Source organism: Robertmurraya sp. FSL W8-0741 (genome assembly GCF_038004005.1).
Taxonomy (GTDB): Bacteria; Bacillota; Bacilli; order Bacillales; family Cytobacillaceae; genus Robertmurraya; species Robertmurraya siralis.
On record NZ_JBBOQG010000001.1, the window covers coordinates 1,098,970 to 1,122,635 of the forward strand.

Annotated in this window: 23 protein-coding genes and 2 pseudogenes; 18 read left to right on the forward strand and 7 right to left on the reverse strand. The window is 35.9% G+C overall.

Features of this window, described 5'->3' with window-relative positions; translation table 11 throughout:
• Positions 1–215: 215 nt before the first annotated feature.
• The 3 genes from NST02_RS05265 (at position 216) to NST02_RS05275 (ending at position 3,141) form a co-directional block, all read left to right on the forward strand.
• Entirely contained in the window at positions 216–554 is a 339-nt protein-coding gene (locus tag NST02_RS05265) for a MerR family transcriptional regulator (protein WP_340949990.1), read from the forward strand.
• A 131-nt stretch (positions 555–685) separates the two neighbouring features.
• Positions 686–2,047 (forward strand): hemolysin family protein, encoded by a 1,362-nt coding sequence (locus NST02_RS05270; protein WP_095310830.1) that lies wholly within the window; start codon positions 686–688, stop codon positions 2,045–2,047.
• A 23-nt stretch (positions 2,048–2,070) separates the two neighbouring features.
• Positions 2,071–3,141, forward strand: a complete 1,071-nt coding sequence (locus NST02_RS05275; protein WP_095310828.1) for a hemolysin family protein — start codon at positions 2,071–2,073, stop codon at positions 3,139–3,141.
• 312 nt (positions 3,142–3,453) lie between these two features.
• Here NST02_RS05275 and NST02_RS05280 read toward each other — a convergent pair whose 3' ends face one another.
• Entirely contained in the window at positions 3,454–4,044 is a 591-nt protein-coding gene (locus NST02_RS05280; protein ID WP_235879479.1) for a DedA family protein, read from the reverse strand.
• A 771-nt stretch (positions 4,045–4,815) separates the two neighbouring features.
• Complete coding sequence (locus tag NST02_RS05285; RefSeq protein WP_095310824.1) at positions 4,816–5,100, reverse strand: aspartyl-phosphate phosphatase Spo0E family protein; 285 nt, start codon at positions 5,098–5,100, stop codon at positions 4,816–4,818.
• A 103-nt stretch (positions 5,101–5,203) separates the two neighbouring features.
• Here NST02_RS05285 and NST02_RS05290 point away from each other — a divergent pair, with 103 nt between their 5' ends.
• From NST02_RS05290 to NST02_RS05300, 3 genes and pseudogenes are all read left to right on the forward strand, one after another.
• Positions 5,204–5,548 carry a helix-turn-helix domain-containing protein gene (locus tag NST02_RS05290; RefSeq protein ID WP_095310822.1) on the forward strand — a complete coding sequence of 115 codons (345 nt, stop codon included), beginning with the start codon at positions 5,204–5,206 and terminating at the stop codon, positions 5,546–5,548.
• Between the two features lie 252 nt (positions 5,549–5,800).
• Positions 5,801–6,148, forward strand: coding sequence for a nuclear transport factor 2 family protein (locus NST02_RS05295; protein ID WP_340948318.1), 348 nt, complete (start codon positions 5,801–5,803; stop codon positions 6,146–6,148).
• A 114-nt stretch (positions 6,149–6,262) separates the two neighbouring features.
• Positions 6,263–6,743, forward strand: a pseudogene (locus NST02_RS05300) (GNAT family N-acetyltransferase).
• A 195-nt stretch (positions 6,744–6,938) separates the two neighbouring features.
• On the opposite strand, the gene NST02_RS05305 reads toward NST02_RS05300, so the two are convergent.
• A complete protein-coding gene (locus NST02_RS05305) occupies positions 6,939–7,481 on the reverse strand; it encodes a hypothetical protein (protein WP_095310819.1) in 543 nt (180 codons plus the stop codon).
• Positions 7,482–7,724: 243 nt separating this feature from the next.
• Between NST02_RS05305 and NST02_RS05310 the strand changes: the two genes are divergently transcribed.
• The 4 genes and pseudogenes from NST02_RS05310 to NST02_RS23740 all read left to right on the forward strand — a co-directional run bounded on the left by NST02_RS05310 (position 7,725) and on the right by NST02_RS23740 (position 9,990).
• Positions 7,725–8,369 (forward strand): DUF1232 domain-containing protein, encoded by a 645-nt coding sequence (locus NST02_RS05310; protein WP_137743922.1) that lies wholly within the window; start codon positions 7,725–7,727, stop codon positions 8,367–8,369.
• Positions 8,370–8,422: 53 nt separating this feature from the next.
• On the forward strand, positions 8,423–9,574 hold the full coding sequence (rodA, locus tag NST02_RS05315) for a rod shape-determining protein RodA (RefSeq protein WP_137743921.1): 1,152 nt from the start codon (positions 8,423–8,425) through the stop codon (positions 9,572–9,574).
• An 88-nt stretch (positions 9,575–9,662) separates the two neighbouring features.
• Positions 9,663–9,713 (forward strand): annotated as a pseudogene (locus NST02_RS23735) (hypothetical protein); the annotation flags it as partial.
• Entirely contained in the window at positions 9,712–9,990 is a 279-nt protein-coding gene (locus tag NST02_RS23740; RefSeq protein ID WP_445678151.1) for an FtsW/RodA/SpoVE family cell cycle protein, read from the forward strand. The pseudogene NST02_RS23735 and the gene NST02_RS23740, both read left to right, overlap by 2 nt.
• Before the next feature lie 224 nt (positions 9,991–10,214).
• Here the strand turns inward: NST02_RS23740 and NST02_RS05320 are convergent, their stop codons facing one another.
• Positions 10,215–11,135 carry a DMT family transporter gene (locus NST02_RS05320; RefSeq protein WP_095310812.1) on the reverse strand — a complete coding sequence of 307 codons (921 nt, stop codon included), beginning with the start codon at positions 11,133–11,135 and terminating at the stop codon, positions 10,215–10,217.
• A 122-nt stretch (positions 11,136–11,257) separates the two neighbouring features.
• Here NST02_RS05320 and NST02_RS05325 point away from each other — a divergent pair, with 122 nt between their 5' ends.
• From NST02_RS05325 to NST02_RS05340, 4 genes are all read left to right on the forward strand, one after another.
• On the forward strand, positions 11,258–12,136 hold the full coding sequence (locus NST02_RS05325; protein WP_340949991.1) for an AraC family transcriptional regulator: 879 nt from the start codon (positions 11,258–11,260) through the stop codon (positions 12,134–12,136).
• 150 nt (positions 12,137–12,286) lie between these two features.
• Positions 12,287–12,838: a flavodoxin family protein gene (locus tag NST02_RS05330; RefSeq protein ID WP_340948327.1), complete on the forward strand. Its 552-nt coding sequence runs from the start codon at positions 12,287–12,289 to the stop codon at positions 12,836–12,838.
• Positions 12,839–13,098: 260 nt separating this feature from the next.
• A complete protein-coding gene (locus NST02_RS05335) occupies positions 13,099–13,644 on the forward strand; it encodes a GNAT family N-acetyltransferase (protein ID WP_095310806.1) in 546 nt (181 codons plus the stop codon).
• A gap of 717 nt (positions 13,645–14,361) precedes the next feature.
• Positions 14,362–15,564: an IS110 family transposase gene (locus tag NST02_RS05340; protein ID WP_340948330.1), complete on the forward strand. Its 1,203-nt coding sequence runs from the start codon at positions 14,362–14,364 to the stop codon at positions 15,562–15,564.
• A gap of 275 nt (positions 15,565–15,839) precedes the next feature.
• On the opposite strand, the gene NST02_RS05345 is transcribed toward NST02_RS05340, so the two are convergent.
• Positions 15,840–17,738, reverse strand: a complete 1,899-nt coding sequence (locus NST02_RS05345) for an endonuclease MutS2 (RefSeq protein WP_212933682.1) — start codon at positions 17,736–17,738, stop codon at positions 15,840–15,842.
• A gap of 597 nt (positions 17,739–18,335) precedes the next feature.
• On the opposite strand from NST02_RS05345, the gene NST02_RS23745 reads away from it, so the two are divergent.
• The 3 genes from NST02_RS23745 to NST02_RS05355 all read left to right on the forward strand — a co-directional run bounded on the left by NST02_RS23745 (position 18,336) and on the right by NST02_RS05355 (position 21,225).
• Entirely contained in the window at positions 18,336–18,497 is a 162-nt protein-coding gene (locus NST02_RS23745; protein ID WP_445678165.1) for a transposase, read from the forward strand.
• Positions 18,498–18,574: 77 nt separating this feature from the next.
• Positions 18,575–18,712: a hypothetical protein gene (locus tag NST02_RS05350; protein WP_170943596.1), complete on the forward strand. Its 138-nt coding sequence runs from the start codon at positions 18,575–18,577 to the stop codon at positions 18,710–18,712.
• Positions 18,713–20,004: 1,292 nt separating this feature from the next.
• Positions 20,005–21,225: a D-alanyl-D-alanine carboxypeptidase family protein gene (locus NST02_RS05355; protein WP_340948331.1), complete on the forward strand. Its 1,221-nt coding sequence runs from the start codon at positions 20,005–20,007 to the stop codon at positions 21,223–21,225.
• Between the two features lie 223 nt (positions 21,226–21,448).
• Here the strand turns inward: NST02_RS05355 and NST02_RS05360 are convergent, their stop codons facing one another.
• Together NST02_RS05360 and NST02_RS05365 are read right to left on the reverse strand one after the other, a co-directional pair.
• Positions 21,449–22,009: a TVP38/TMEM64 family protein gene (locus NST02_RS05360; RefSeq protein WP_244988919.1), complete on the reverse strand. Its 561-nt coding sequence runs from the start codon at positions 22,007–22,009 to the stop codon at positions 21,449–21,451.
• Between the two features lie 516 nt (positions 22,010–22,525).
• Positions 22,526–22,828, reverse strand: coding sequence for a hypothetical protein (locus NST02_RS05365; RefSeq protein WP_211344120.1), 303 nt, complete (start codon positions 22,826–22,828; stop codon positions 22,526–22,528).
• Between the two features lie 301 nt (positions 22,829–23,129).
• On the opposite strand from NST02_RS05365, the gene NST02_RS05370 reads away from it, so the two are divergent.
• Positions 23,130–23,465, forward strand: a complete 336-nt coding sequence (locus NST02_RS05370; RefSeq protein WP_137743915.1) for a hypothetical protein — start codon at positions 23,130–23,132, stop codon at positions 23,463–23,465.
• Positions 23,466–23,666 lie beyond the last annotated feature (201 nt).

Consider the following 23,666-nt stretch of genomic DNA (forward strand, 5'->3'; position numbering starts at 1 on the left):
AGCATGCTGCGGTTTTCGGCGCAATTTCAATCTGAAAAATACTGCTCCTGTAACGGAATACAACAAAAAATGGAATCAGAGTGAAAAATCTTGTTAATGAAGATTATATTTCATATAATAAAACTATAACGTTTTAGTTTAGGAGGAATTATTTTGGGGCTGAAAAATTAAAAATTGGTGAATTAGCTGAAAGAACAAATGTTACAAAGAGGACAATTGATTATTATACACATCTTGGATTATTGGAAGCGGAACGTTCTCCTTCTAATTATCGATATTATAACCACTCATCTATTGATCGAGTTCATTTTATTGAAAAGCGAAAAAAAGAAGGGTTATCTTTAGAGGAAATTAAGCAAGAAATTATTGAGACTCGCTCACAAGAGGTTGATGTATTAGAGTTAAGATCGAAAATGACGGATTTGGAAAAGGAAGTTTCGGGCATTCTTACTCATCTTGAAAAAACAGATCAAAAAAAATGTGGGGAAATTAAAGAGAAAATTTCTCGCGAGAGCTTGTCTCTAATTCAAACATTGCTTTTATTTCTAAGCTAGAACCATCGTTAATATAGTTAGATGGAACGTTCTGTTTTTATCTTCATCAAGAGGTAATGATTTGATGCCATAAAACAATTGAGACTGTTTTACTATTTTTGGAGGTGAATCCCTCAGGGAGAGGGAAATAATTGGACATATACACGATTTCAAACATTTTTTTATTGATAATTTTACTTGCGTTGACGGCATTCTTTGTTGCTGTTGAATTTGCCGTTGTGAAAATCCGAATGTCAAGGATTGATCAATTGATAGCAGAAGGGAACAAGAAAGCTGTAGTAGCAAAGAAGGTTGTTACGGATCTTGATTATTATTTATCTGCCTGTCAGCTGGGGATTACGGTTACGGCATTAGGACTTGGTGCTTTTAGTAAGCCCTTTGTGAAACAATTGATGTATCCTGTGTTTGATTGGTTAAATGTATCTGATGGAATTGCTTCAGTCATTTCATATGGGGTATCACTGGCTGTAGTCACATATCTTCACGTCGTAATAGGAGAAATGGCACCAAAAACACTTGCGATTGAGTTTTCTGAGAAAGCAACGCTGCTTCTAGCGGGTCCACTATATTGGTTTGGAAAGATTATGTATCCGTTTATCCAAATTTTGAATGGTACATCTCGAGTACTCCTACGCATGGTTGGTGTTCCGGCAGCAGCACATGAGCAGGCTTATTCGGAAGAAGAACTTAAAATTATTATGGCTCAAAGCTTCCAGGGTGGGGAAATTGACCAGACCGAGCTGAATTATATAGAAAATGTTTTCTCTTTTGATGAGCGTGTTGCAAAAGATATTATGGTACCGAGAACAGATCTTGTTACGATTGATAAAGATATGAGCTATGAAGAAATTATTAAAATTCTGGATGAACATAACTATACACGTTACCCAGTTGTTGAAAATGGCGATAAGGATCGGATTATTGGAATTGTCAATGCTAAGAAAATGTTGAGTCATATCGTTGCTGGTAGAAAAAGTAAGCTTGAAGAATTTATCCTTGATGTACCACATGTGGTTGAGGCAACAAGTATTCAGGACATCTTTTTAAAAATGCAACAGGCCCAGGTTCATATGACTGTTGTCATGGATGAATATGGTGGAACAGCTGGTGTTATAACACTTGAGGATGTTTTGGAAGAGCTTGTCGGTGAAATACGGGATGAATTTGATGGAGATGAGGTAGCAGATATTCGTTCGGCTGGCGAGAATAAGTATATCATCAATGGCCGTGTACTCCTTTCTGAGCTTGAAGAAAAGTTCGGTTTGGAATTTGAAGATAGCGAAGATCTTGATACAATTGCCGGCTGGATTCAGTTGAAAAATCTCGATGTTGTAGAAAAAGGTGATGAAATCGTACATGGCCGCAATGTTTGGACAGTCGATCAAGTGGATAACTATCAAATAAGACAGGTTATTTTTCATCTGAATAATGAGCAAGAATTAGCTGAAGAGAAGAAAGCTTCTCTACCATTAACGGAAACATCTTGGAGGTGAATCCCTCGGGGAGAGGGAAATAATTGGACGAATTGATAATGTTAAATTTATTTTTGATTGCACTATTCATCCTGCTAACAGCATTCTTTGTTGGAGCGGAATTCGCCATTTTAAAGGTTAGAATGTCTAGAATCGATCAATTGATCGCTGAAGGAAATAAGAAGGCAAAGTTAGCAAAGAAAGTAGCAAAGGAACTGGATTATTATTTATCTGCTTGTCAGTTGGGAATTACCATTACAGCTCTTGTATTGGGTGCTTTAGGTGAACCAACTGTACAAAAAATATTACAGCCTTTGTTTGAAGAGTTTCAAGTCCCAACAGCAGTTGCTACGATGCTTTCATATTTCATTGCATTGTCTATAGTTTCACTTCTGCACGTTGTTATTGGTGAGCTTGCACCGAAAACATTAGCTATCCAATACGCAGAAAAAATGACGTTATTATTGGCGCCGCCGCTTTATTGGTTTGGCTTAGTTATGGGACCGGTCATTCGGCTCCTAAACGGATCTGCCAGACAGCTTCTTAAATTATTTGGTGTGAAGCCATCCGGTCACGATTCGGTTCATTCTGAGGAAGAGTTGAAGCTGATTGTTGCTCAGAGTTATGAAGGTGGAGAAATCAATCAAACAGAGCTTGCGTATTTAAAGAATATTTTCGCATTTGATGAAAGACAGCTAAAGGATATTATGATTCCCAAGGCTGATATGATTACGCTTGAAAAGCATCAATCCGTAGATGATATGATTGAAGTGATTGATAAGTATGATTACACACGTTATCCAATAAATGATCTGAGTAATCAAGCAGACGATTTTATAGGATTTATCAATACGAAGGAAATGCTTACAAGTATTGCTGCTGGAAGGAATGGTAAGATTGATGATTTCATCCACGAGATTCCACGGTTCAAGCAATCAATTTCAATTAAGGATGTTTTTCTCAAGATGCAGCAAACCCGTACACACATGGCTATTGTGACGGATGAAAAGGGTGTTTGTGTTGGTCTTGTTACGATGGAAGACATTTTATCTGAAATTGTTGGGGAAATAAGGGATGAATTAGATGGAAATGAAATGTTGGCAACAACAAGTTAACGATTAACGATAAGAAGTGAGAATTCAGGAAAAGAGACTGACTCAATTTGATCGCTCCCTTCGAGGAAGACAGATTAAAAATAAAAATCTGTTTTGCCTTCGAGGGAGCTTTTATGTGCTCAATCATAACAGCTAATCAAAATGATGATTGGGCTTGAGAGTTAAGAAACATGTTTAAACAAGAACGGGCCATTTAAAGAATTTTCAGGAGCTGCAGAGGAGACATCAAAAGAAACTAAACGGCTTTAGTCCCTTGAAATATGGGCTAAAGCCACTTTTACACTTTGTATTCGTCCGCTGACTAGCTATAAGTTATTGTGCTTTAACTTTTCTTCTTTTTACAATTAGCCATATGATGAACAGTGCAATTGGTATTAACAAATAGTTGGCATATTGTCCAAATAATTCACCAGCCTTTTCCCATTGAGGTCCAAGACTGTAGCCTAAATAAACATAAATCGCTGTAACTGGGAGCATGGCTAAGTACGTATAAAAAATAAATTTCCACACGTTCATTTTCGCTATTCCACACGGAATTGAAATAGCTGTTCGAACACCTGGAACAAATCGCCCTAAAAAGGCAACACTCCCACCATATTTTTCGAAAAATTGATCTGATTTATCCATATGCTCATCTTTTATGAAGAAATATTTTCCAAATTTTAATATGGCCACTCGGCCACCGTAACGACCTAATGCATATAAAGTAAGCGGACCAAGTACTCCACCGATTGAACCTGCAAAAATCGCTCCAAATAAATTCATTTCTCCTTCATATACCCAATAACCAGCTAACGGTAGAACAAGTTCAGCTGGGACAAATTCAAATGTTAACGCAAGCATTATGCCAAAATATGATAGATCCTTAAAAGCCTCCATCATTTGTAAAATCAGAGCTTCCAATGAGGACTACCTCCTTTACACAATATTATAACTTAGGAAAAAAGCATATATATACTCTAAACAGAGAAAATCCTCCTTCATTTGCATAGGTTAGAGAGAATCACAAGGCTGAACTATTAGAAAGGAGATCACTTAGATTTATTATTACTGTAATGGTAGTCAAAGAATACTTTGTTGCTTTGAAACAATGACGTTTCATTAAAAGGGCAAAATATTGGAAGCATACCATTATTTCATATTTTAAATTTCCGTTTACCGTTAGTGTAGTAAAATTAAAAAGAAAAAAGGGCAGTGATTGGAGACGTCCCTTTAACCATATTCTAATAAAACTCCCAAATTTTAATTTTACTATCTTTTTCATTCCTCCTTTATTCTTTAAGTTTCAATATTTTTCTTAAATACCTGTTTATGTGATTACGAGAAAGTTCGTCAAAGGTGCCTTATACGTTTTTTAAAATTTCTTAAACACAAACAGGGTACCTTTATATTGAATCTCTTTTTCATTAATAAAGTCAATTAAAAACTAATCATGGCTAAATAAATCTGATTATGTTCCCTGATCCATGACAGTTTTTTAGCTTTTCATTGTCAAATTTGTAGTGTTGCTGACAATGATTCTTAAAAGATATTAAAAAAGGGATTACCAAAAAATCAGAGGATTCTGCATATTGATCCCCTGATAGTAATCTCTTGTTTTAAAAAACGACTTGAATGGATACATTAGCCAAAAGATCGTTTTCCTTTAAACGTCCTACGGACTTCCTAAAATGGTTATTTATTCTTTTGAATTTTGGATAATTCATTATGTATCTTATCTATTTTCCTGCTTAATTCCAGTACTTTTTTGTTATCTAATCCAAATATCTTTCCCAGCTTATTCATTTCTTTTCTAAGCATTTCAAATTCTTCCAGTAATTTTTTCTGATCCATGTTTGCTATGTTCCTTTCTTGGTAATAACATGTTCTAACCACGTGTAAAAGGAAAATTCCAATAAGTGCTGTGATAAACTTGACAAGATCTAATGATTTTTTCCTTTTCTTTTTATTATAATACAAAAATAGTCCTTACAAGAACAGAAATAGTAATATTGTCACTAAAAATGCCTGCACAGACTTCTCATGATTGTCTAAAATTTGGTTAAAGTGAAGGTGTTTTATTATGTATAATAATGATGTATCAACTGCAAAGTCACTTGGTTTCAGGATACGTGAGTTGAGAAAGCTACGTAAAATGACACAAGAGCAATTAGCGGAAGCAATCGATTCAACAGGAAGTTATGTAGGTCGTTTGGAACGTGGAGAAACGAATGTGCAATTACATACGCTAGAGAAAATAGCTGAGGCGTTAGAGGTTAATGTATCCGCTTTATTTGATGAGGAGCTGCAACAGGTCTTCAAGAATGAAGTGATTAGGGAAACGGTATTACTTATGTCAGAGCAGAATGAAAGCCGTCAAAAGAAAGCTCTGAATATCTTAAAGGAACTATACAAACCTGATTCCTAATGTGGCAGCGGAACTTAAAACAGTTTAAATAAGGAAAGGATGGTCTTTTTTGATAAGTACTATCCTTTCCTTATTTTAGTGTAACAAAACTTGTTCTTTTTATTCGAACACTCTGGATTCTATTACCATCCACTAAGCCATTCTCAGAAATAAGCAATCAAAGAAAGAAGGAATTTCAGCTGAAAAAAGAGAAGAATAATCTATAAAAATAAGAAAAGGAAAGAGGCTATTATGGAGAGAGAAAGTGTTATAGTGAGTTATTTTCAGTCTTGGATCAACAAGGACAGTTCAAAATTAACCGAGATATTCTCTGCAGATATTACTTACATTGAATGTTATGGTCCTGAATATCAGGGAGTTGAAATGATTAAGAGATGGTTCCATGATTGGAATCAAAAAGGTACTGTATTGCAGTGGGACATAAAACAATTTATCCATCAAGACAATGTAACTGCTGTTGAATGGTATTTTAAGTGTGAGTATATGGGAAATGTCAGTGATTTTGATGGGGTTTCATTAATAGAATTTGACCAAGACAACCGTATTGTCAACGTAAAAGAATTCCAATCAGAACTTCCGCATTATTGTCCTTACGAGTAATGTGGACAAGATAGGAATGATTACCATAAGCAGAGCTTAAAGATAAAATCTCTCTTTTTTATAAAGAAAATTTTTCCAGTTTTTGAGTGTGTTGAAAGAGGGAAAGGGGAATAAATGGATAAAATAAATAATCTCGAATTGAAACATTTTGCACACGAGTATATGGATGCACCTGAATGCTTTTGAGCTACCTGAAGAGCAAGCTCAATTTACATCGCTGCCAAACTGTTATCACGAAGTAACAGATGGTCAATACCGGATTGTTATTCTTAAAGTCCAAAAGCCAGTAGGCTTCTTTTTATTACATTCCACCAATAGAGTAAAGGAATATTCAGAGAACCCACATGCTATGCTGCTGACTGCGTTGTCCATCAACTTTGTTGACCAAGGAAAAGGCTATGGAAAAGGTGCGATGTCACTATTAAAAGAGTTTGTTAGTAAGGAATTCCCGAGCTGTAACGAAATTGTTCTTGCTGTTAACCACAAAAATATAGCTGCTCAGCAAATGTATCGTAAAGTTGGTTTTCAAGATACAGGAAAAAGGAAAACTGGCCCGATTGGTAAGCAGTTTATTATGATGAGTTTAAGGGTGTAATATTAAAAGGCTATTTAGCTATTGAGAGCTGAAAAAGACTGTCTGTGCTAAGCAAATGCACCTCAATTTGTAACGACTGTTGTTCGATAAAGGTGTAAAAAAGATTTACTAAAAGTTTTTTGATTCTATGCTGTTAAGCAGCAGCTAGAAGAAAAAATGTTCTGATTCATGACAATATTGCCGAAGTACAACGACCTATAATAATGCTCTTACCCGTTCTTTAACCTCAAACGGCAATGGCTGGTTTAAGGCTTGTTTAAAGATTTCAGGATGCTTGACACCTGTTTTTTTTAAGAAATCTTCAATAAGTAGTGCTTTATACTGCTTATTAGGAATAAGCCAATATAAAATATACCAATCTTCTAGTGAGCAGAGCGGGATACTTACTCCATTTATAGTCTTGCTATCGACGATTGAATGGGTATTGAAAGCAATTTTATAGATGCCCTCGTGATGTTGAATGGCAAATCCCCCCATTACATCAACATCCATATTTTCAATTAGATATTTGGAGAAAGAGGTTGTTCGAAAGGGGTCAGAACTCACGGCTTCCTTACACTGTCCGATGGTTGATAACATTTGATTCAATTTATATGTGCTGTTTTCCTCTACCAAAATATCAATATCATTTGGATTGTCCTCTAGATTATAAAAACTTAGTAAGAGTGAGCCACCAAGTCCCCATGTTATCTTCTGATCATTTATTTTGCCACCAATAGCTGTTAACGCATTTAACATGTCAATTCTCCTAACAATTTTTTCAATATTTTTATATATAATATAACATCCTAAGATGAGTCTCTTGTACAAAGAAGGCATATTTTTAAAAAAAGTACAGCGAATTTAAGCCTTCATTCTTGTAAGTAATAGGATAATTCCAGATCTATATTAGTTGTTGTTGACAAAATACGACGTGTGTTGACAAAATGTCAACATGGAGATATATTGGTCAAAGAAAGTAGATGAAGGGAATAAGAGACAATGGTTAAGGTTAATAGAGATGATGATGAACTGTGCGAGCTATTAAAAGAGATGCTGGAAGAGCGCTCATGGTCACTGCGAAAATTGAGTGAACGAACAGTGATTGATAAAGCAACGATTTCCAAAATATTGAATGGCAAAAGAAAGGCAAACCTTAACCATTTGCAAAGGTTTGCCGATTGTTTTGAAGTCCCATTACATAAGTTGCTTAAGGCTGCTGGGTATGAAGTTGAAAAGAAAGATAGCAAAGTGTTTTCCGAGTACCATGCCTTTTTGAAAACAATGAAGCCTTTCTTTGAAGAGAATCAATTACCGAAGAAAAATTTAACTGTAGAAGATATTCAACAAGAATTAGCAAAATATGAACAATTTGCGCAAACAAAAGAGGGAGAAAAGACGATTGTTAATGGATTCGCAGAAAAGCTAAAAAAGGTCGATAGTATCGGATCAGCTATTAATCATCTGAAAGATTTTTATGAAAAATTCCGATTGAAAAAAGGGTCGGTTAAAGAACTTTCGTTGATGGGGGGAGCTTTGCTCTACTTTATTTTAACTATAGACTGCATCCCGGATTATTTATTCCCAATTGGCTATGTGGATGATGCGATTGCAGTTCAGGTTGTAGTAACAATATTAAAAAAATAGCGAATAATAGATCAAGATTTTCATAGACAATAGCAAGAGCGAAAGGAGAGAGTATGGAACGAAAAGAGCCACAAATTGATTCACAACTATTATTTATTTTGTTCGGAATATTTATTTTTAGTTTGGTTGTTGTTTATAGCGCTTCAGGTCAGTACCAGGCAGATGATCCATTTTATTTCGTCAAGAGGCAAGTGGTTTGGTATATTATTGGTTTTATTGCTATGACAGTAGTGATGCACTTTGATTACGAGTTGTTAGAAAAATGGGCTCTCCCATTATATGCAGTCGGAATGGGGTTATTGTTGTTAGTTCATTTTTTTGGAACATTTAAAAATGGTTCGCAACGCTGGATCAGCTTCGGCCTCTTTGAACTTCAGCCGTCAGAGTTTATGAAGATCTTTTTAGTCCTTTTGCTAGCTTATTATTTAAGTAGAGTGGGGGAAAAAAGTTTAACGTTTATACAAAGCATTCCAATAACTTTTAAGTTACTCTCTTTCACGATGGTCCCCTTTTTTCTCATCTTAATTCAGCCTGATTTAGGTTCTGCACTAGTAATTGCTGCTGTCCTATTTACATTAATTGGTGTCTCCGCTATTTCCTATAAAATAACGCTCCTTTTATTATCTGGATTTGCCGCTTTAATTACCTGTTTAGTTTACCTGCATAATCATTTCTTTGATATTTTCATTAAGATCATTAAACCGCATCAACTTGAAAGAATATACGGCTGGTTAAGCCCGGATCATTTTTCGTCGAGCTATGGTTATCAGTTGACTCAATCTATGCTTGGGATTGGTTCAGGACAAATGACGGGTTCAGGGTTTAATCAGGGTAGCCAAGTCCAAAGTGGCAGGATACCGGAGGCTCATACCGATTTTATTTTTGCTGTTATAGGGGAGGAGTTTGGATTCGTCGGTGCCTCGATTTTAATTTGTTTATATTTGCTACTAATCTTTCGAATGGTTCATATTGCTTTGCGTGCTAATACATTATTTGCTGTCTATATCATTGCGGGTATTATTGGTTTAATTGCCTTTCAGGTATTCCAAAATATCTCCATGACAATAGGGTTGATGCCGATAACCGGACTGGCATTGCCGTTTATCAGTTATGGAGGAAGTGCCCTTCTCACGAATATGATCGGTCTTGGGCTGGTGTTAAGTGTGCATAAAAGATCAAAGCATTACATGTTTAGTAAAAAATAGATGCGGTTCTGTAGGTGATGGCATGATTTTTAGAGCGCTTAAAAAGTTCGATTATATTTTGATTATCACCACAATCATATTTGGTTAAGTCATGGTTTATAGTGCTGGTTATCCGTTAGCACTGGAAAACTACGGAAATGAGAGATATTTTTTTTCGAGACAGCTTAAATCTTTCGCTGTTGGCTTTGCTTTGTTTGTGGTGCTGGCTTATATTCCGCATCAGTTTTATAAAAATTTTAGCCCGCTCTTTGTGGTTGCCTCACACGCTCTTAGTCATGGTATTAATTCCCAGTATTGGAGTCGAAAGAAATTACTCTCAAAGATGGGTGAGAATCGGTTCTTTTATGTTTCAACCGTCAGAAGTGGTGAAGCTTGGTATGATTCTGTATTTTGTCGCTATGTATGCAAAGAAATAGAGGTATATTACTGATTTTCGTAAGGGTGTACTGCCGCCATTGCTGATTTTAGCTTTCGTTTGTATGTTGATTCTACTACAGCCAATTTTAGGCACCGCTGTTATCAAATTGGTGCTGTGAAGCTTTAAGAAAAACTCTGACTGGCTAAACTAGTACAGCTTAGCACCTAAATAGAAATATATTGCAACTATTTAGGTGCTAATGGTATTCCGCATTAGCTGACCTTAAGCGGTTCGCTTTTCGGATGTGGTAGTCCCTTTTTCCTTTAAGGATAGTAAGATGATCATTCCAATAATACATGCAGAACCACCCCATTGGAAAGTTCCAAAAGGTTCTTTAAGCCAAAACACCGTGGTGATAACAGCAGCTAACGGCTCAACACTGCCTAAAAGGCTCGTCTCTTTAGGCGACAGACTTTTGAGGCTTTCGATATAAAACCAAAAGGCAAGCATGGTACCAAATAGGATTACAAAGAGCAAGTATAAATAGGCTTCTACAGGCAAGTTCAATAGATGGATCCGCCAAGGGGGGTGGATAAAACTCAAGGCAAAACTGCCGATAATCATCGCCCATCCAACAATGACAAGTGAATCATATTGTTTGAGGAGCGATGCTGCATATAAGGTATAGAATGCAAGAGCGACTCCAGATAGTATCCCCCAGACAATCGCCGGCAGCGGCACAGATAATTGTGAAAAGGTGCCGTTTGTTAATAAGAAAAAGGATCCGATTAATGCGAGGGAAACAGTCAGTAAATCTCTCCGTGCTAGCACGGTTTGTTTGCGGACAATTAAGTAGATGATGATCATAGCCGGTGCTAAATATTGTAAGAGAGTTGCTACTGCCGCATTTCCGTGTTTTATGGAAGCCATATATGTATATTGGACTGCAAGCATGCCAAGTAAACCGAAGATCACTAATTGAATCGCTATTTTTCGGTTTTTCCATACAGCAAAAATTTGCGACCGTCCTTTATTAAAAAATTGAATAAATAAAAGCAATAATCCTGCTATCAGCAATCGAGTCGTTACGAGCCAATTTACTTCAATGTGATATTGTTGAAAAAGCTTTTGCGAAGCTGTACCACCGATTCCCCAAAATATTGCGCCTGTTATGACAAGTACTATTCCCTGCCATCTATTCATTTTTTTCTCCACCTTCAATATAAAAATAGTGCTACAATATAATCAATAATAAGCTGTAAACCCTTAAAAAAATACAAAAATCGAATGTAAAAATATAAATATATTGAGGTTATGCGATGCAAATTAAGAATTTTAAGATCGATGGCACTTTAAAAGAATTAACGGAGCATCGAATGCGTGAATTACCACTGGCATGCTATGAAACTACGATTCACGATAATATCCATGGATATATACCGCTACATTGGCATAATGAGTTTCAATTTGTGTACCTTGTCAAAGGGGAAGCCATGTTTCAAATTAATGAGATAAATATCAAGGTTGAAAAAGGGGAAGGGCTCTTTATTAATAGTGGTTGTGTCCATATGGCAAGAGAGGAGAATAATTCTGGCTGCACCTATATTTGTTTAAATGTCGCTCCTAATTTCGTTTTATCGCAAGAACTTTATACAACTCTTGTCGCACCATATGTCGAGGCTACAAATATCCCATTTTTACACTTACTTCCAACTAAGACTTGGGCCAATAATATATTGACTTCCTTGTTGAAGATCAATCAAATAATAAAAAGCTGCCCGCCATTCTTTGAGATCGACATATGTGTGCAGCTTGCATTCATTTGGAAAAATCTCATTATGAATGGAATCACATTAGAACACGAACAGAAAGAAATGCGAAAGAATCAACGAATAAAGCAGATGCTAAATTGGATTCATCTTCACTATGATGAAAAGATTCTTTTAGATGATATCGCCGAAGCAGGGAAGATAAGCCGTTCCGAATGTTGCCGTTATTTCAAGCGAATGTTAAATACAACGCCGTTAACATATGTGAGTGAATATCGGATTCAAAAAAGTTTAATTCTACTGCAGCAACCGGATTCTAATGTTACTGACGTGGCATATCAGGTGGGATTTAACAGCACAAGTTATTTCATTGAAAAATTTCGTAAATGGATGAATATGACCCCATTAGCATATAAAAAATTGAAAAATCATTGAACATTGAAACCATTGAGTTCTGGATGATTTTGTATATCTATTTAGCCGACAGCAAAGAAAATCGCTTTTTTTTTCTTTCTGATAAGAACTTGTTACAATGATATTAGATATTTTTTACAAATACATGCTCAACATGAAAGGACGGGTAATATGTCGATAGCGGTGATTTACGGTGGTGCACGGCAGAACGGAAATACAGAGCAACTAACTGAATATGCGATTGAAGGATTGCAGAGTGAGAAAATTTATTTGCGCGATTATCATATTCTTCCAATCGACGATCAACGTCATTCTGAAAGGGGCTTTCAAGATCTAGGAGATGACTATAATAGTGTTATTAAACGAGTCATAGCACATGATGTTCTGATTTTTGCCACCCCGATTTACTGGTACACGATGTCTGGTCTTATGAAGAATTTTGTCGATCGCTGGACTGAAACGTTGAGAGATTCTGAGTTCCCTCAGTTCCGTCAAGAAATGGGAAGCAAGAAAGCTTTCCTGATTGCGGTGGGTGGTGATGAACCACATATAAAAGGTTTACCCCTAGTTCTTTCGTTTCAGCATATAATGGGTTATTTTGGTGGGAAATTGGATGGTTATATTTTAGGAAAGGGAAGTAAACCAGGAGAGATCTTACATGATAATGCTGCCTTGACAGCAGCTGAGCAATTACGCAAGAAATTAAGTCAGAACGGGAACTAGCTGAGATCGAGCTGTCTGAAAAGTTCCAATCTAAAAAAACAAATGAAGAAAATAACTCATTTTTCTTCATTTGTTTTTTATTAGACAGAACTATACAAAATGATTCTATACAGGAACGTAATGGTTTATGGCGCTATGGTTATTAAATTATTATTCAATAAAAATGTAAGATTTTACATAATGGCGAAGCGATTGCTTATTGCATTAACAGAGCAGTAATGTTGAATAGGGTTTAGTTTTCGGTTTGGGAAGGTGTCAAAATGAATATGGCAGAGGAAATCATAATTACTCCATTAAAGAATGAATTAATTGATGACATCAATAAAACAAATGATGATTTTAAAGTGTTTGGTAAGGTTGTACCCAGTTTTCAATCAGGAAAATGGTCTTTTGAAGAGAATCTATTCGATGAAACAAAAGAAATTCGTTTCCCAGATGATAAACTTGATTGGAGCCAATATATAAACCGGGAAGATAAGGCTCTTTTTTTAGCCTATAAGAATAATCATTGCATTGGGCAAATTAGAATCATTAAGGATTGGAATCGCTTCTGTTATATTGAAAATATCGCGACCAAAAAAGAATTTAGAGGATATGGAATCGGGAAGTTGCTCTTAACTAAAGCGGAAGAGTGGGCAAAACAAAGAAAGCTTATCGGAATGTCACTAGAGGCTCAAGATGATAATCTTGGAGCATGCAGATTTTATGTGAAACAAGGATTCATCCTAGGTGGAGTTGACACAATGAAACAGTCCTATAATCCAAATATAGTGACCACTTTGTATTGGTATAAGTTATTCAAGTAACAGGGTGCAATCGTTTAATGGAGCAACCAGTTATTAAAACAAGTTGCTTAATAGAGTATTTCTTTATTCCACAATCGGGCAAGCTCGTGGAATAACTTACTTTCGATTATAAAGAGTTTTGATGTTTTAATTTTCAATAATGTGTATGAAAAAAGTACTAGCGTTAATCAGAAATGGGTCTATCTTAATTAAGGGCGTTTTATTAAGGAATCTCAGATATAAAACGTGCAGATCAGTTGAATGATAAATTTAATTGGTCTGTAAATTAGTAGTAGATACTAATAGCAAGTGTTATAATCATTAGCACGGGAGAATGAATAGCTTATTCCTACTGTGCATTATAACGCCCAAAATATATCTCTAAAGGAAGGTTCACATTCTGGGATAACAGTTAAACCTGATTTGATAATAATCCTGAATAGAATTTACACCTCACTAAAACATATTTCCAGTTTTCACTAACGGGTGTTTTCGTATTATAGAGTTAACCAGATTTTACTGGTTGCTCTTTTTTTTATAGGACCTATTATTTCAGTAGCCAGGGTAGAACGTACGGGTGCGTGGGAGTTAGATCTCGTCAACTAAACTGTTCACCCCCTACTTGTAGAATGATGTTTGAGGCTGGTTGGGACAAATGATCTCGTATAACAAGCGAAGCTATGTAACTACAGGAAGGTATAGGGGTTACTGGTGAATAAAACTAGAGGAGAGATATTAATGAATCCAGTCATTGGCTTAGATGTAGCCAAAGGAGAAAGTGAGGTACAGGCTTTTTTGGATAAAGACAAGCCATTCGGGAAAAGTTTTAGTGTAAAGCATACCAAGGAGGATTTAGATTCGCTTATTTCTTTTTTGAGAGAGATAGAGAGAAATACTGGGGTTAGACCAGCAGTTATTCTTGAATCTACAGGACATTACCATACACCAATTATTCAATGTCTTGAAGGAAGTCAGTATCTATACATCTTGGTTAATCCAATTATTTCTTATCAAGCTAAGAAAACAAGCCTTAGAAAGGTAAAGACTGATGCGATTGATGCATATCAACTTTGTGTTCTTTATTACAAGGAAGAATTTGAGCCGTATAAGAAAAGAGGACTGAGACTTCTAAATCTGAGAACATTGTCAAGGCAATATGAAACCGTTACGAACCTTTACATCCAAGCAAAACTTCAGTTCCATACCCTTCTTGATCAGATATTTCCTGAATACAGGGGAGTTTTCGGGGATTTATTTTCGAAAGTTTCTCTCAAAATATTAAAAGAGTTTCCGACATCTGAAGATATACTGATGGCAGGGGAAGAAAAGATAATGTCACGAATTGAGGAAATGCGTATTAAACGGTCCCAAAGTTGGATGACGGAGAAGGCAGCTAAATTAATGGCTTCAGCTAAGCGGAATCCTTTCCAACAAGGTGTTTATGAGAGCCAGTTGTTCAGTTTGGATATGTACATCAATATGCTTCTTCAATACCAGGAACACCTATCCAGCTTGGAGAGACAGATAGATGTCCTGGCAGAAGAAATTGAAGAATGTAAGATAATCCAGTCAATTCCGGGTATAGGAGAAAAAATCGCGGCAACGATTATTTCCGAAATCGGAGAAATTGACCGGTTTAATCACCCTAAGAAACTTGTAGCTTACGCAGGAATAGATCCAAGTGTCCATTCATCAGGTAAGTTCACCGCTACGATAAATCATATTACCAAACGAGGTTCAAGCCGATTACGGTACGCTTTGTATATGGCCGTATTATGCGGTATAAGAAGCTCCAGGAACAAGAAGCTAAAAGAGTATTATGATCGGAAACGAAAAGAAGGAAAGCCTTCAAAAGTAGCGATGATAGCTTGCGTAAACAAGCTTTTACACTGGATTTATGCAATCCTAAAAAGAAATGAGCAATTCCTAGATTTGGCTTAATCAACAAGAAAAAGCAACTAATGAAAAACCTACCAAACGGAATTTGGAGGGTTATTTGGCGTGCCTTCAAAAAGTATAACACGGTAGAAAAAATATTTTAATAAGAAGTTCTTGACTCCTATTAGCTGGTTTAGTAAGATAAGATCCATAATCAGAAGCCCTTCTATTAAAAGGGCTCTTTTTGTTTGCCGGCAGGTTTACGAGCTAGGTACCATGTCGACTTCTAACGTGTACATTCTTTAAAAATAAATCCTCTGTTACGCCTTTCTTTTTATTTACTTATCTTTTCGTATTTCTCTATGAATTTTACGAAGTGCTTTTTTTGAACCTCGTTCAATATCATGATTTAGTTTTCTGGTTTTATAATCAATGAATAAAGTGTCTAAATCATAGCCCTCTGGATATAATTCTGTAGCTTTTAATTCTAAAGACAGTCGTTTTTCATTTATCTCAATAAATTGATTTTGATAAAACACAGTAACGTTATAGTACTTGTCCCTTTCTTTGTACACAATTCCGAAGTCGTCATAGTCAAGTAGTTTGACACGATCCCCTTTTTGGTAATTGATAATATTCTCTGCTTTTTCAACAACTATATTTGGCTTTTTGATTTTGCTTTCATTTAGTTGTTCCAATCGATATTCTTTCTTTTTCATATAATCTTCGGCTCTTTTTAGAACATTTTCCGGAATGTTCATTCTCCGTGAGATCCATAATGCATTACTATCTCCGGATTTTCCGATGAGAAGCTTATATAATGGTTCCAATGTTTCATTATCAAATTGCATGGCAGCGTTCATAAAATCACTATGCATTTCGGAAAAACGTTTTATTTCTCCATAATGCGTTGTGGCAACAGTAATACATCCTTTTAGATAAAACTCTTCTAATAGGGAGATTGCTAAAGCTGCCCCTTCGTTTGGTTCTGTTCCACTGCCAATCTCATCAAATAGTAAAAGTGTATTGTTGTTAACCGATTGAAGTATCTCTGATATGTTTTTCATGTGTGAAGAGAATGTACTTAGTGCATTTTCTAAACTCTGATTGTCACCGATATCTACAAAAATATGGTCAAATACTGCAATTTCCGATTCTTTAGAAGCTGTAATATGGAACCCGGACATAGTAGCTAAAGTAACAAGACCAATTGTCTTCAGTACAATTGTTTTTCCTCCCGCATTAGGTCCAGTAATGATCAAGCTTCGATAACTGCCTCCAATCTGAAATTGAAGCGGAACAACATGACCTGATAATAATGGATGCTTGCAATTGATTAAGTTCATCTTTCCAAAATTATTGATTTTTGGCTCAATTCCATCAACATGCTTGCTGTATTTAGCTTTGGCAAAAGTCATATCGTAAAGGGAGATAAGCTCGATATTAATTTTAATAAGCTGGAGATTTTCTGTCACTAGCCCCGTTAAAGTGGCTAGTATTTGATATTCCAACATAGCTTCTTCAGATTTTAAAGTTGCTAATTCACCACTTAATTTTCCGACCACATTAAGTTCCATAAAGACTGTCGAACCTTTAGAAGATATTTCAATAACGGTTCCCTGTACTTGATTTTTGTATGAGGCTTTTATAGGTATTGTATAACGGTCATCTTTTATACAAATCATGAATTCCTGAATATATTTTCTATTTACGCTGCTGTTTAAGAATTTATTTAAACGTTCTTTTATTTTTTGTTCAGTTGTTGTGATATGGTCGCGAACACGTTTGAGTTCTTTGCTGGCGGACGAGTCAACCTGATTGTTTTTAATCGATAAATTAATTTCCTCCTCTATCTCCATGAATTCTGTCATGGAATTAGCATAGGACGCTAATGTAGGTGCAGAAAATTCTTTATTGATCATGAAATGTTTAATCTTTCGGCATCCCCGTAAAAAGTCGGAAATACTTATAAGCTCTGTTGGCTCTAAAATGATGCCTTTTTCCAATTTAGCGATAATGTGTTCAATGTTAGAAACACCTATAAATGGTACGTTTCCTCCTGCATCAAGTATAACCCGTGCTTCAGATGTTTCGGTTAAGCGCTGCTTGACAATTTTTAAGTTAGAGCTAGGCAGTAATTTATCAATTAGTTGTTTGCCTAATCCACTAATGCAATAATTTTTTACGATCTCTTTTAATTCGTTGAATTGTAATTTTTCAAAAGTACTTATATTCATGTTTTTACTCTCCTCAATGTGATTAGTTTATCAGCAATGAAGATACCTAGCGTCAGGATTTCAATGAGTTGTTAACAAATAAAAAAAGCTGAGGCAGATACCTCAGCTTTTACGTTTACAAGGAAATAGTAAAATACATAAATAAAACTATCAATGGGATAGTTCAAATTATGAAATTACGCGCTTGTTTTTAAAGTAGGGTAGGTATCTTCATAGGCGGAAATAAGTCCAAAACAAAATAAGGGGTAAATCCCCCGTTATTAAAACATCCTTATTTCCTTTAATTTTTTATCCTATTTAGAAACTACCGCACTCACAAAACGCACCTCTTCTAATATGAATGATATGCTCATTGAAATCGAGTTTATAGAATTGATTATAATCTGTGGAGCTGGAAATGTAAAGGCTGGCATATATCTGGTTCACCTGAAACTATAGACAAATGCATTTTTGGTTACGGAAGGTGCCCTAGATCATCGAAATGAATGGGTGCCAAGTGGATATATTCCTTATGGATCTTTGAGAAAGTCTTGGTAAAAAGTCGTGTGAGATCTGTTAAAGAAATGGTTTCCTGAAAACCAAAGTGTTCTTAATCTGATTAATGAACGGTATCAACGATATTCGAAAAGATTCTATGTGAATGAACAAAAGAAAATGAAAGACGCTAAGGGTGCAGCAAAGAACATCGGTAGATATTTGGCAAGACCAGCGATAGCTGAGTATCGGATTGTCCTCATTGTCATAGAGAGATGGGCTTAGTTGAGATCTGGAATACAGATTATGGATTCTAGTATCTGAGGATAGGGAATCGATCAAAACGATGAGGAGGATCAACTGTGGGCAAAAACAAAGAGCAGGATGAATGTTTGAAATGGTTTGATGAAGAAGATCCATTCGAGTTGAATGAAGAAATGAAATTCATCATTTTAATTTTAGAGACTGTGGCAAAGAAGATGAAGCTCCAGATTATGTAGTGGAGGAGTTTCATTTTTATTTAGAAGAAAATGAAGAAGTAGTTTGTCCTTTTTGTAATGGAGCGATGATACAGGCGAGGAAAGACCCAAGGGAGTAATCAACACTTGGGTATTAATTGAGTTGCGTTAGCGATTTTGTTCTTTTCGGTTTTCTTTTACAAAGTGGAATAGCACCGAGGTAAGTAAGTCTGCATAAAGGGCTCATGAGGAGAAACGAAGTCCAAAAAAAGCCAAGTGTGTCCGCATAGGGAGTTCATGAGGACAAAGAGCGTCAAAAAAGAGCATCCCGTGTCCGCATAAAGGGTCCATGAGGACAAAGATCATCAAAAAAGAGCATCCTGTGTCCGCATGAAGGGCTCATGAGGACAAAGAATGCCAAAAAAGAGCCCCCCGTGTCCGCATAAAGAGCCTATGAGGACAAAGATCACCAAAAAAGAGTCAAGCGTGTCCGCATGAAGGGCCCATGAGGACAAAGATCGTCAAAAAAGAGCAAACCTTGTTCTCATAAACGACACATGAGGACAAAACCAGGTCAGTCTCAAGCGTTATCTGTCCCCACGAATCAGAAACTTTCAGACAAAACCAAGTAATGCAAGTGAATGAGCCTCACTTGCTTTTTTTAAGGGATTTTTCCGACAGTTTATTATTTTGCAATTCTTTAAAGTGCAATATTAACAAAGGAATTTGTCTTATAGAGGCAACGGGGGATCGTTCTGGTCAAACTTCCCTTGGACTAAGGGGCAACACTTTTACATCATTTCCGGATTACTTTATAATAGGCTTTTTTATTATCTGCTTTTTCAATTGTTATATTGTTATAAAAATATCATGAAGATTTAATATCTTTGAAATCGCTACTAAGGGTACAATGTGAATAGAGTGTTTTATCTAAAGGCTTTGTTATATGTCGGTGTTGATATTTGGCTTATTTTCTCACATCGCTTCATGGAATCAGAAGACTTTTCAGTATAACTGAAAGGCGTGTGAAACTAAGGTTTCACACGAAATGTGCCAAAAATCGTTTAATCAACCATAGAGTTTAACAAAGCTTTTTTAAAAGAAAGCTACACGGAAGGATAAAGAAACCAAGCTTAATTACGAGAAGTGTTAAATAAATCGTATTGGTTTCGAATATAGTGAGTCTTTTGTCATGTAAAATATGCTAATATAGGTCATAGGTAATAATTATAGGAAAATGGATTTTTTACTTCTGGATAAAATAAGGTTTGTGTCTGAAGATTTTGCACAAAATTTTTGTGCTGATTTAAATTACAAACATGGGGAATGGAAGTATGAATAAAAAACTAAAACATTTAAAAAATTTAAATCGATTTAGTAAAATAACCTTTATGATTTTAACCATTGTTTTAAGTGTAAATCTGCTTTCAAATTCTACTGCTTATGCAAATGAACTACTGGATGAGCCTACAATTGCAAGTGAAGCTGCCATTTTAATAGAAGAGGGCAGCGGTAGAGTTTTATATGTAAAAAATCCGGATGTACTTATGTATCCTGCTAGTTTAACAAAGGTAGCGACTGCCATATATGCAATCGAAAACGGGGACTTAGAGGCGATTGCTACGACGAGTGAAAAGGCCAGACAAGTTGATGGCACTAGAGTGTATTTAGAGGTGGGAGAAAGAGTCTCATTAAAAAAGCTTATTCAAGGTTTGCTGATTAATTCCGGAAATGATGCGGGTGTAGCGATTGCGGAACATTTGCATGGGTCTGTGCAAGAATTTGCCCATGAATTAAATGCTTATTTAAAAGAGATAGGCTTAAGGAATACGAATTTTATCAATCCTCATGGTTTATTTGATCCGGAACATACGACTACAGCAAGAGACTTGGCTTTACTTACCCAATACGCCATGAAAAATGAAGTGTTTCGCGAAATTTTTGGAACGAGAGAATTAGATTGGGATGGTGAAAGTTGGGATACGACGATCTACACGCATCACCGTTTGTTGTTAGGGCGGCCATATGATGGAGTTACTGGCGGAAAAAATGGTTATGTTAATCAATCAGGCCAAACGTTAATTACGACGGCAAAAAGAGGGGAGATGTCAGTAATTGCTGTCGTTTTAAAGGGAGCCACGCAAACCGAAATCTACAATGATACAGTAGAATTACTTGATTATGCTTTTGCCAACTATCATTTTGCTTCTATTCCTAAAGGGAAAGAATTTACTTTAGGTGAGCGAATCTTTGTCACAAAAGAAGAATATAAATTTCCGCTTGTACAAAACGAAGAATTTAACGAAGAAATGACAACGGATGGTCTTTTAAGAATTAAGAATCAATATGGAGATGAAATTACATCATATCCGATTCATGAAATAGAAATACCTGAAATACAAACAACAACAGTAGATGAACCAAATTTAGTTGAAAAAAAGGACGATTCCAAGAAGTTAAATGCTTTTATGATCATTTCGTTTATGATGATTTTTGCTGGAATTGCAGTCTTGAAAAATCGAAATCGTAAACGCCACCATATGAAAAAGCTTTGAGCTTAAAAATAGAGAAAGGATTGGTATTAAGGGGAACCAATCCTTTCGTTTTTTAAGGTGATGAGGATGGGAGTCATTTCATCCACATTGTAAACATCATTCAAAGTGGTCTGCACTTGCCAAACGACTAACTTTTGTTTCATTTTTCTTATAAAGATATTGTGGATCAGGTATCATCTAGGACTAGTGAATTTCGAATAATTTTGAGTGTACCCATACAAAGTCAGCGGCTTTTTCTAAATGATTTCTTAAAGGTTAAATAGATGAGATAGATAAATAAGATAACAACCCCAACCAAAATTTGCCATTCAACCCCGAGGGTTAAAAAATAAACAACGGAGTATGCTTCTATCATAATAGCGGGAATTTTGCCAGCTGTACTGGCGATAGAGAAAGGCAATACCTTCAATTTACTTATGGCTGCAGTAAGTGTGACAATGCCAGAAGGTACGAAGGGAAGCACTCTTAGGAAGATAACAATAAAGAAAGCATGAGCTCCATCTGACTCCTTTAATTTGCTTAAATAGCGATTTTCTAGTTTGTTGAAGCGAGGAAATGCAGATAATTTTTGCAGTCCTTTTCTGTATAGGGTGAAGCTAATAATGGCACCAGCTGCTTCACCAATGATTAATATGATAATGGCGAAATTTAAGTTTAAAGCACTAACTGTTCCAAGCGTTACGAAAGTGCTAGGCAGTATCCCTGCTATCGCAATAATGATATTAAGAAGGATGCTTATGAGACTTATTATAATTGGATAAGGTGCAAACAGATCAAACATCATGTTTTCTCCCAAGCTAAGTGTCTAGTTAATGGTCATTAACAGTGCTGAGCAGTCATGCTCAAGCGAAAATGAATTTTTTCGTTTATTGTATGCAGAACTGTAGTTAGTAATGCTAGTTTTCGTGGCTTCCGTTGAACTTTTAGGATAAATGCAACCAAACTTTTGGGAAATATGAGTAAGGAAGCCCAAGCTACGCATTTTGCCTGGGCTCCTTAAAGGTTTTTCTTCTATGTCACTTTTCTCAATGACCATAAAAAATACAATGTGGGAATAATCAAGATCGTAGAAGAAGCCATCCCAACTTGTACAGATGTATAAAGGGCAATCATTCCCACTAAGCAGTCAAAATAGTTGCTTGAACTGAAAATAAAGCGGCAACCAGAAGGCTGGCAATGATCCCGCTAAACCTTCCAATTGAACTGTATTGTGCCCCTTTTAGGAAAACCTGCTCCAATTCTTTGCTTTCCAATTCGTCAGAAATCCATGCCTCTTCTGTTCCGCTAATAAACGTCCAACCTAGTCCCCATAAAATAGCCCCAATGGCAATTGCCCAAAATTCTGGAAAACTCCCTTCAAGTAGATGGGCAGCTTGAACGTCCCGACGACTAAGGATTTTTTCCTTCCAAAAAAGTCAGCCACTAGTCCCGTTGGCATTTCAAATAGTAAAATGGATAATTCCATAATAGTTCCGACTAACACTAGCTGAAGTGGATTTAACTCAGCCTGAGTTACATAGTAAATAGCATTCAATGTAAATACCATTTGGATCATAAATGCACGTGAACTAGTTACTAAATAATAGATATTTTTGATCTTCAATGTTTTTCCTCCGATTTATGAGATTTGGATACTCAAATCGGAGAATAGGTTTACAAAAATAGATTTTAAGCTAACATACTCTCCGATTTGCTTGTGAAAGTAAGTGTTAAGCTTTTCATATTCATCGCTCCTTTATAAAGTTATATTAAGTATAATGAATGTTATTTGAATTGTCATTGAAAAAAGGGAGTATTGGGTAAGTAGCCTCTTTTTAGAAAGTCTGAAACAAAATGTTCAGAAACACTTTGGATGATTATGGTAATATGGAGAGGTGCTATTTAAAAAGGAGGAGGAAGCTGTAATGGAAATTCCAATTGGAAATGGAGCTCTTATGCTACCACCGTTACATATTACGATTGTCGGACTTATTATCTTATTTTTCTTAATGCGGTGGAGTAGGCAATTGGAGACTGGACGTTATAAAGTTTTCTTATATTTTTTAATTGGTACTTATGCTGCGCCTATATATTCTCAAAGTACGGAAAAAGGTCAATTTCAACTATGGATTCCGCTAGGATTTATCATTCTTTTCTTGTATTTGTACCGCAGTAAAAGCAATCATCCTTCAAAAATGAAAGCAAGTCTACTAGGACTTTCTATCGCAATTTATCAGATTATTGTCCACTATCTTCGTTAGTTCTTTAAAGGTAAATATTTGGCAAGTCTAATCTGACTTTGGTTAATATGAGCCAAGGATTTACTCTTTTGAGCGAAGGAGTGCCTCCAGATTAACAGGCCCTCGTTAGCACAACGCATTATTTAAAAATTGAATCGGTATGAGTATAATTGACTCTGCAGTTATTGAGCAGTTTTCTAATTTTTGAATCTTGATGCGAAC

Excerpts from the sequence above, each read along its gene's own strand:
- NST02_RS05290 (WP_095310822.1), top strand. The coding sequence starts at position 5,204 with ATGTATAATAATGATGTATCAACTGCAAAGTCACTTGGTTTCAGGATA.
- NST02_RS05305 (WP_095310819.1), bottom strand. The coding sequence starts at position 7,481 with ATGTTAAATGCGTTAACAGCTATTGGTGGCAAAATAAATGATCAGAAG.
- NST02_RS05310 (WP_137743922.1), top strand. The coding sequence starts at position 7,725 with ATGGTTAAGGTTAATAGAGATGATGATGAACTGTGCGAGCTATTAAAA.
- rodA (WP_137743921.1), top strand. The coding sequence starts at position 8,423 with ATGGAACGAAAAGAGCCACAAATTGATTCACAACTATTATTTATTTTG.
- NST02_RS23740 (WP_445678151.1), top strand. The coding sequence starts at position 9,712 with ATGAGAGATATTTTTTTTCGAGACAGCTTAAATCTTTCGCTGTTGGCT.
- NST02_RS05320 (WP_095310812.1), bottom strand. The coding sequence starts at position 11,135 with ATGAATAGATGGCAGGGAATAGTACTTGTCATAACAGGCGCAATATTT.
- NST02_RS05330 (WP_340948327.1), top strand. The coding sequence starts at position 12,287 with ATGTCGATAGCGGTGATTTACGGTGGTGCACGGCAGAACGGAAATACA.
- NST02_RS05335 (WP_095310806.1), top strand. The coding sequence starts at position 13,099 with ATGAATATGGCAGAGGAAATCATAATTACTCCATTAAAGAATGAATTA.
- NST02_RS05340 (WP_340948330.1), top strand. The coding sequence starts at position 14,362 with ATGAATCCAGTCATTGGCTTAGATGTAGCCAAAGGAGAAAGTGAGGTA.
- NST02_RS05345 (WP_212933682.1), bottom strand. The coding sequence starts at position 17,738 with ATGAATATAAGTACTTTTGAAAAATTACAATTCAACGAATTAAAAGAG.
- NST02_RS05355 (WP_340948331.1), top strand. The coding sequence starts at position 20,005 with ATGAATAAAAAACTAAAACATTTAAAAAATTTAAATCGATTTAGTAAA.
- NST02_RS05360 (WP_244988919.1), bottom strand. The coding sequence starts at position 22,009 with ATGATGTTTGATCTGTTTGCACCTTATCCAATTATAATAAGTCTCATA.
- NST02_RS05370 (WP_137743915.1), top strand. The coding sequence starts at position 23,130 with ATGGAAATTCCAATTGGAAATGGAGCTCTTATGCTACCACCGTTACAT.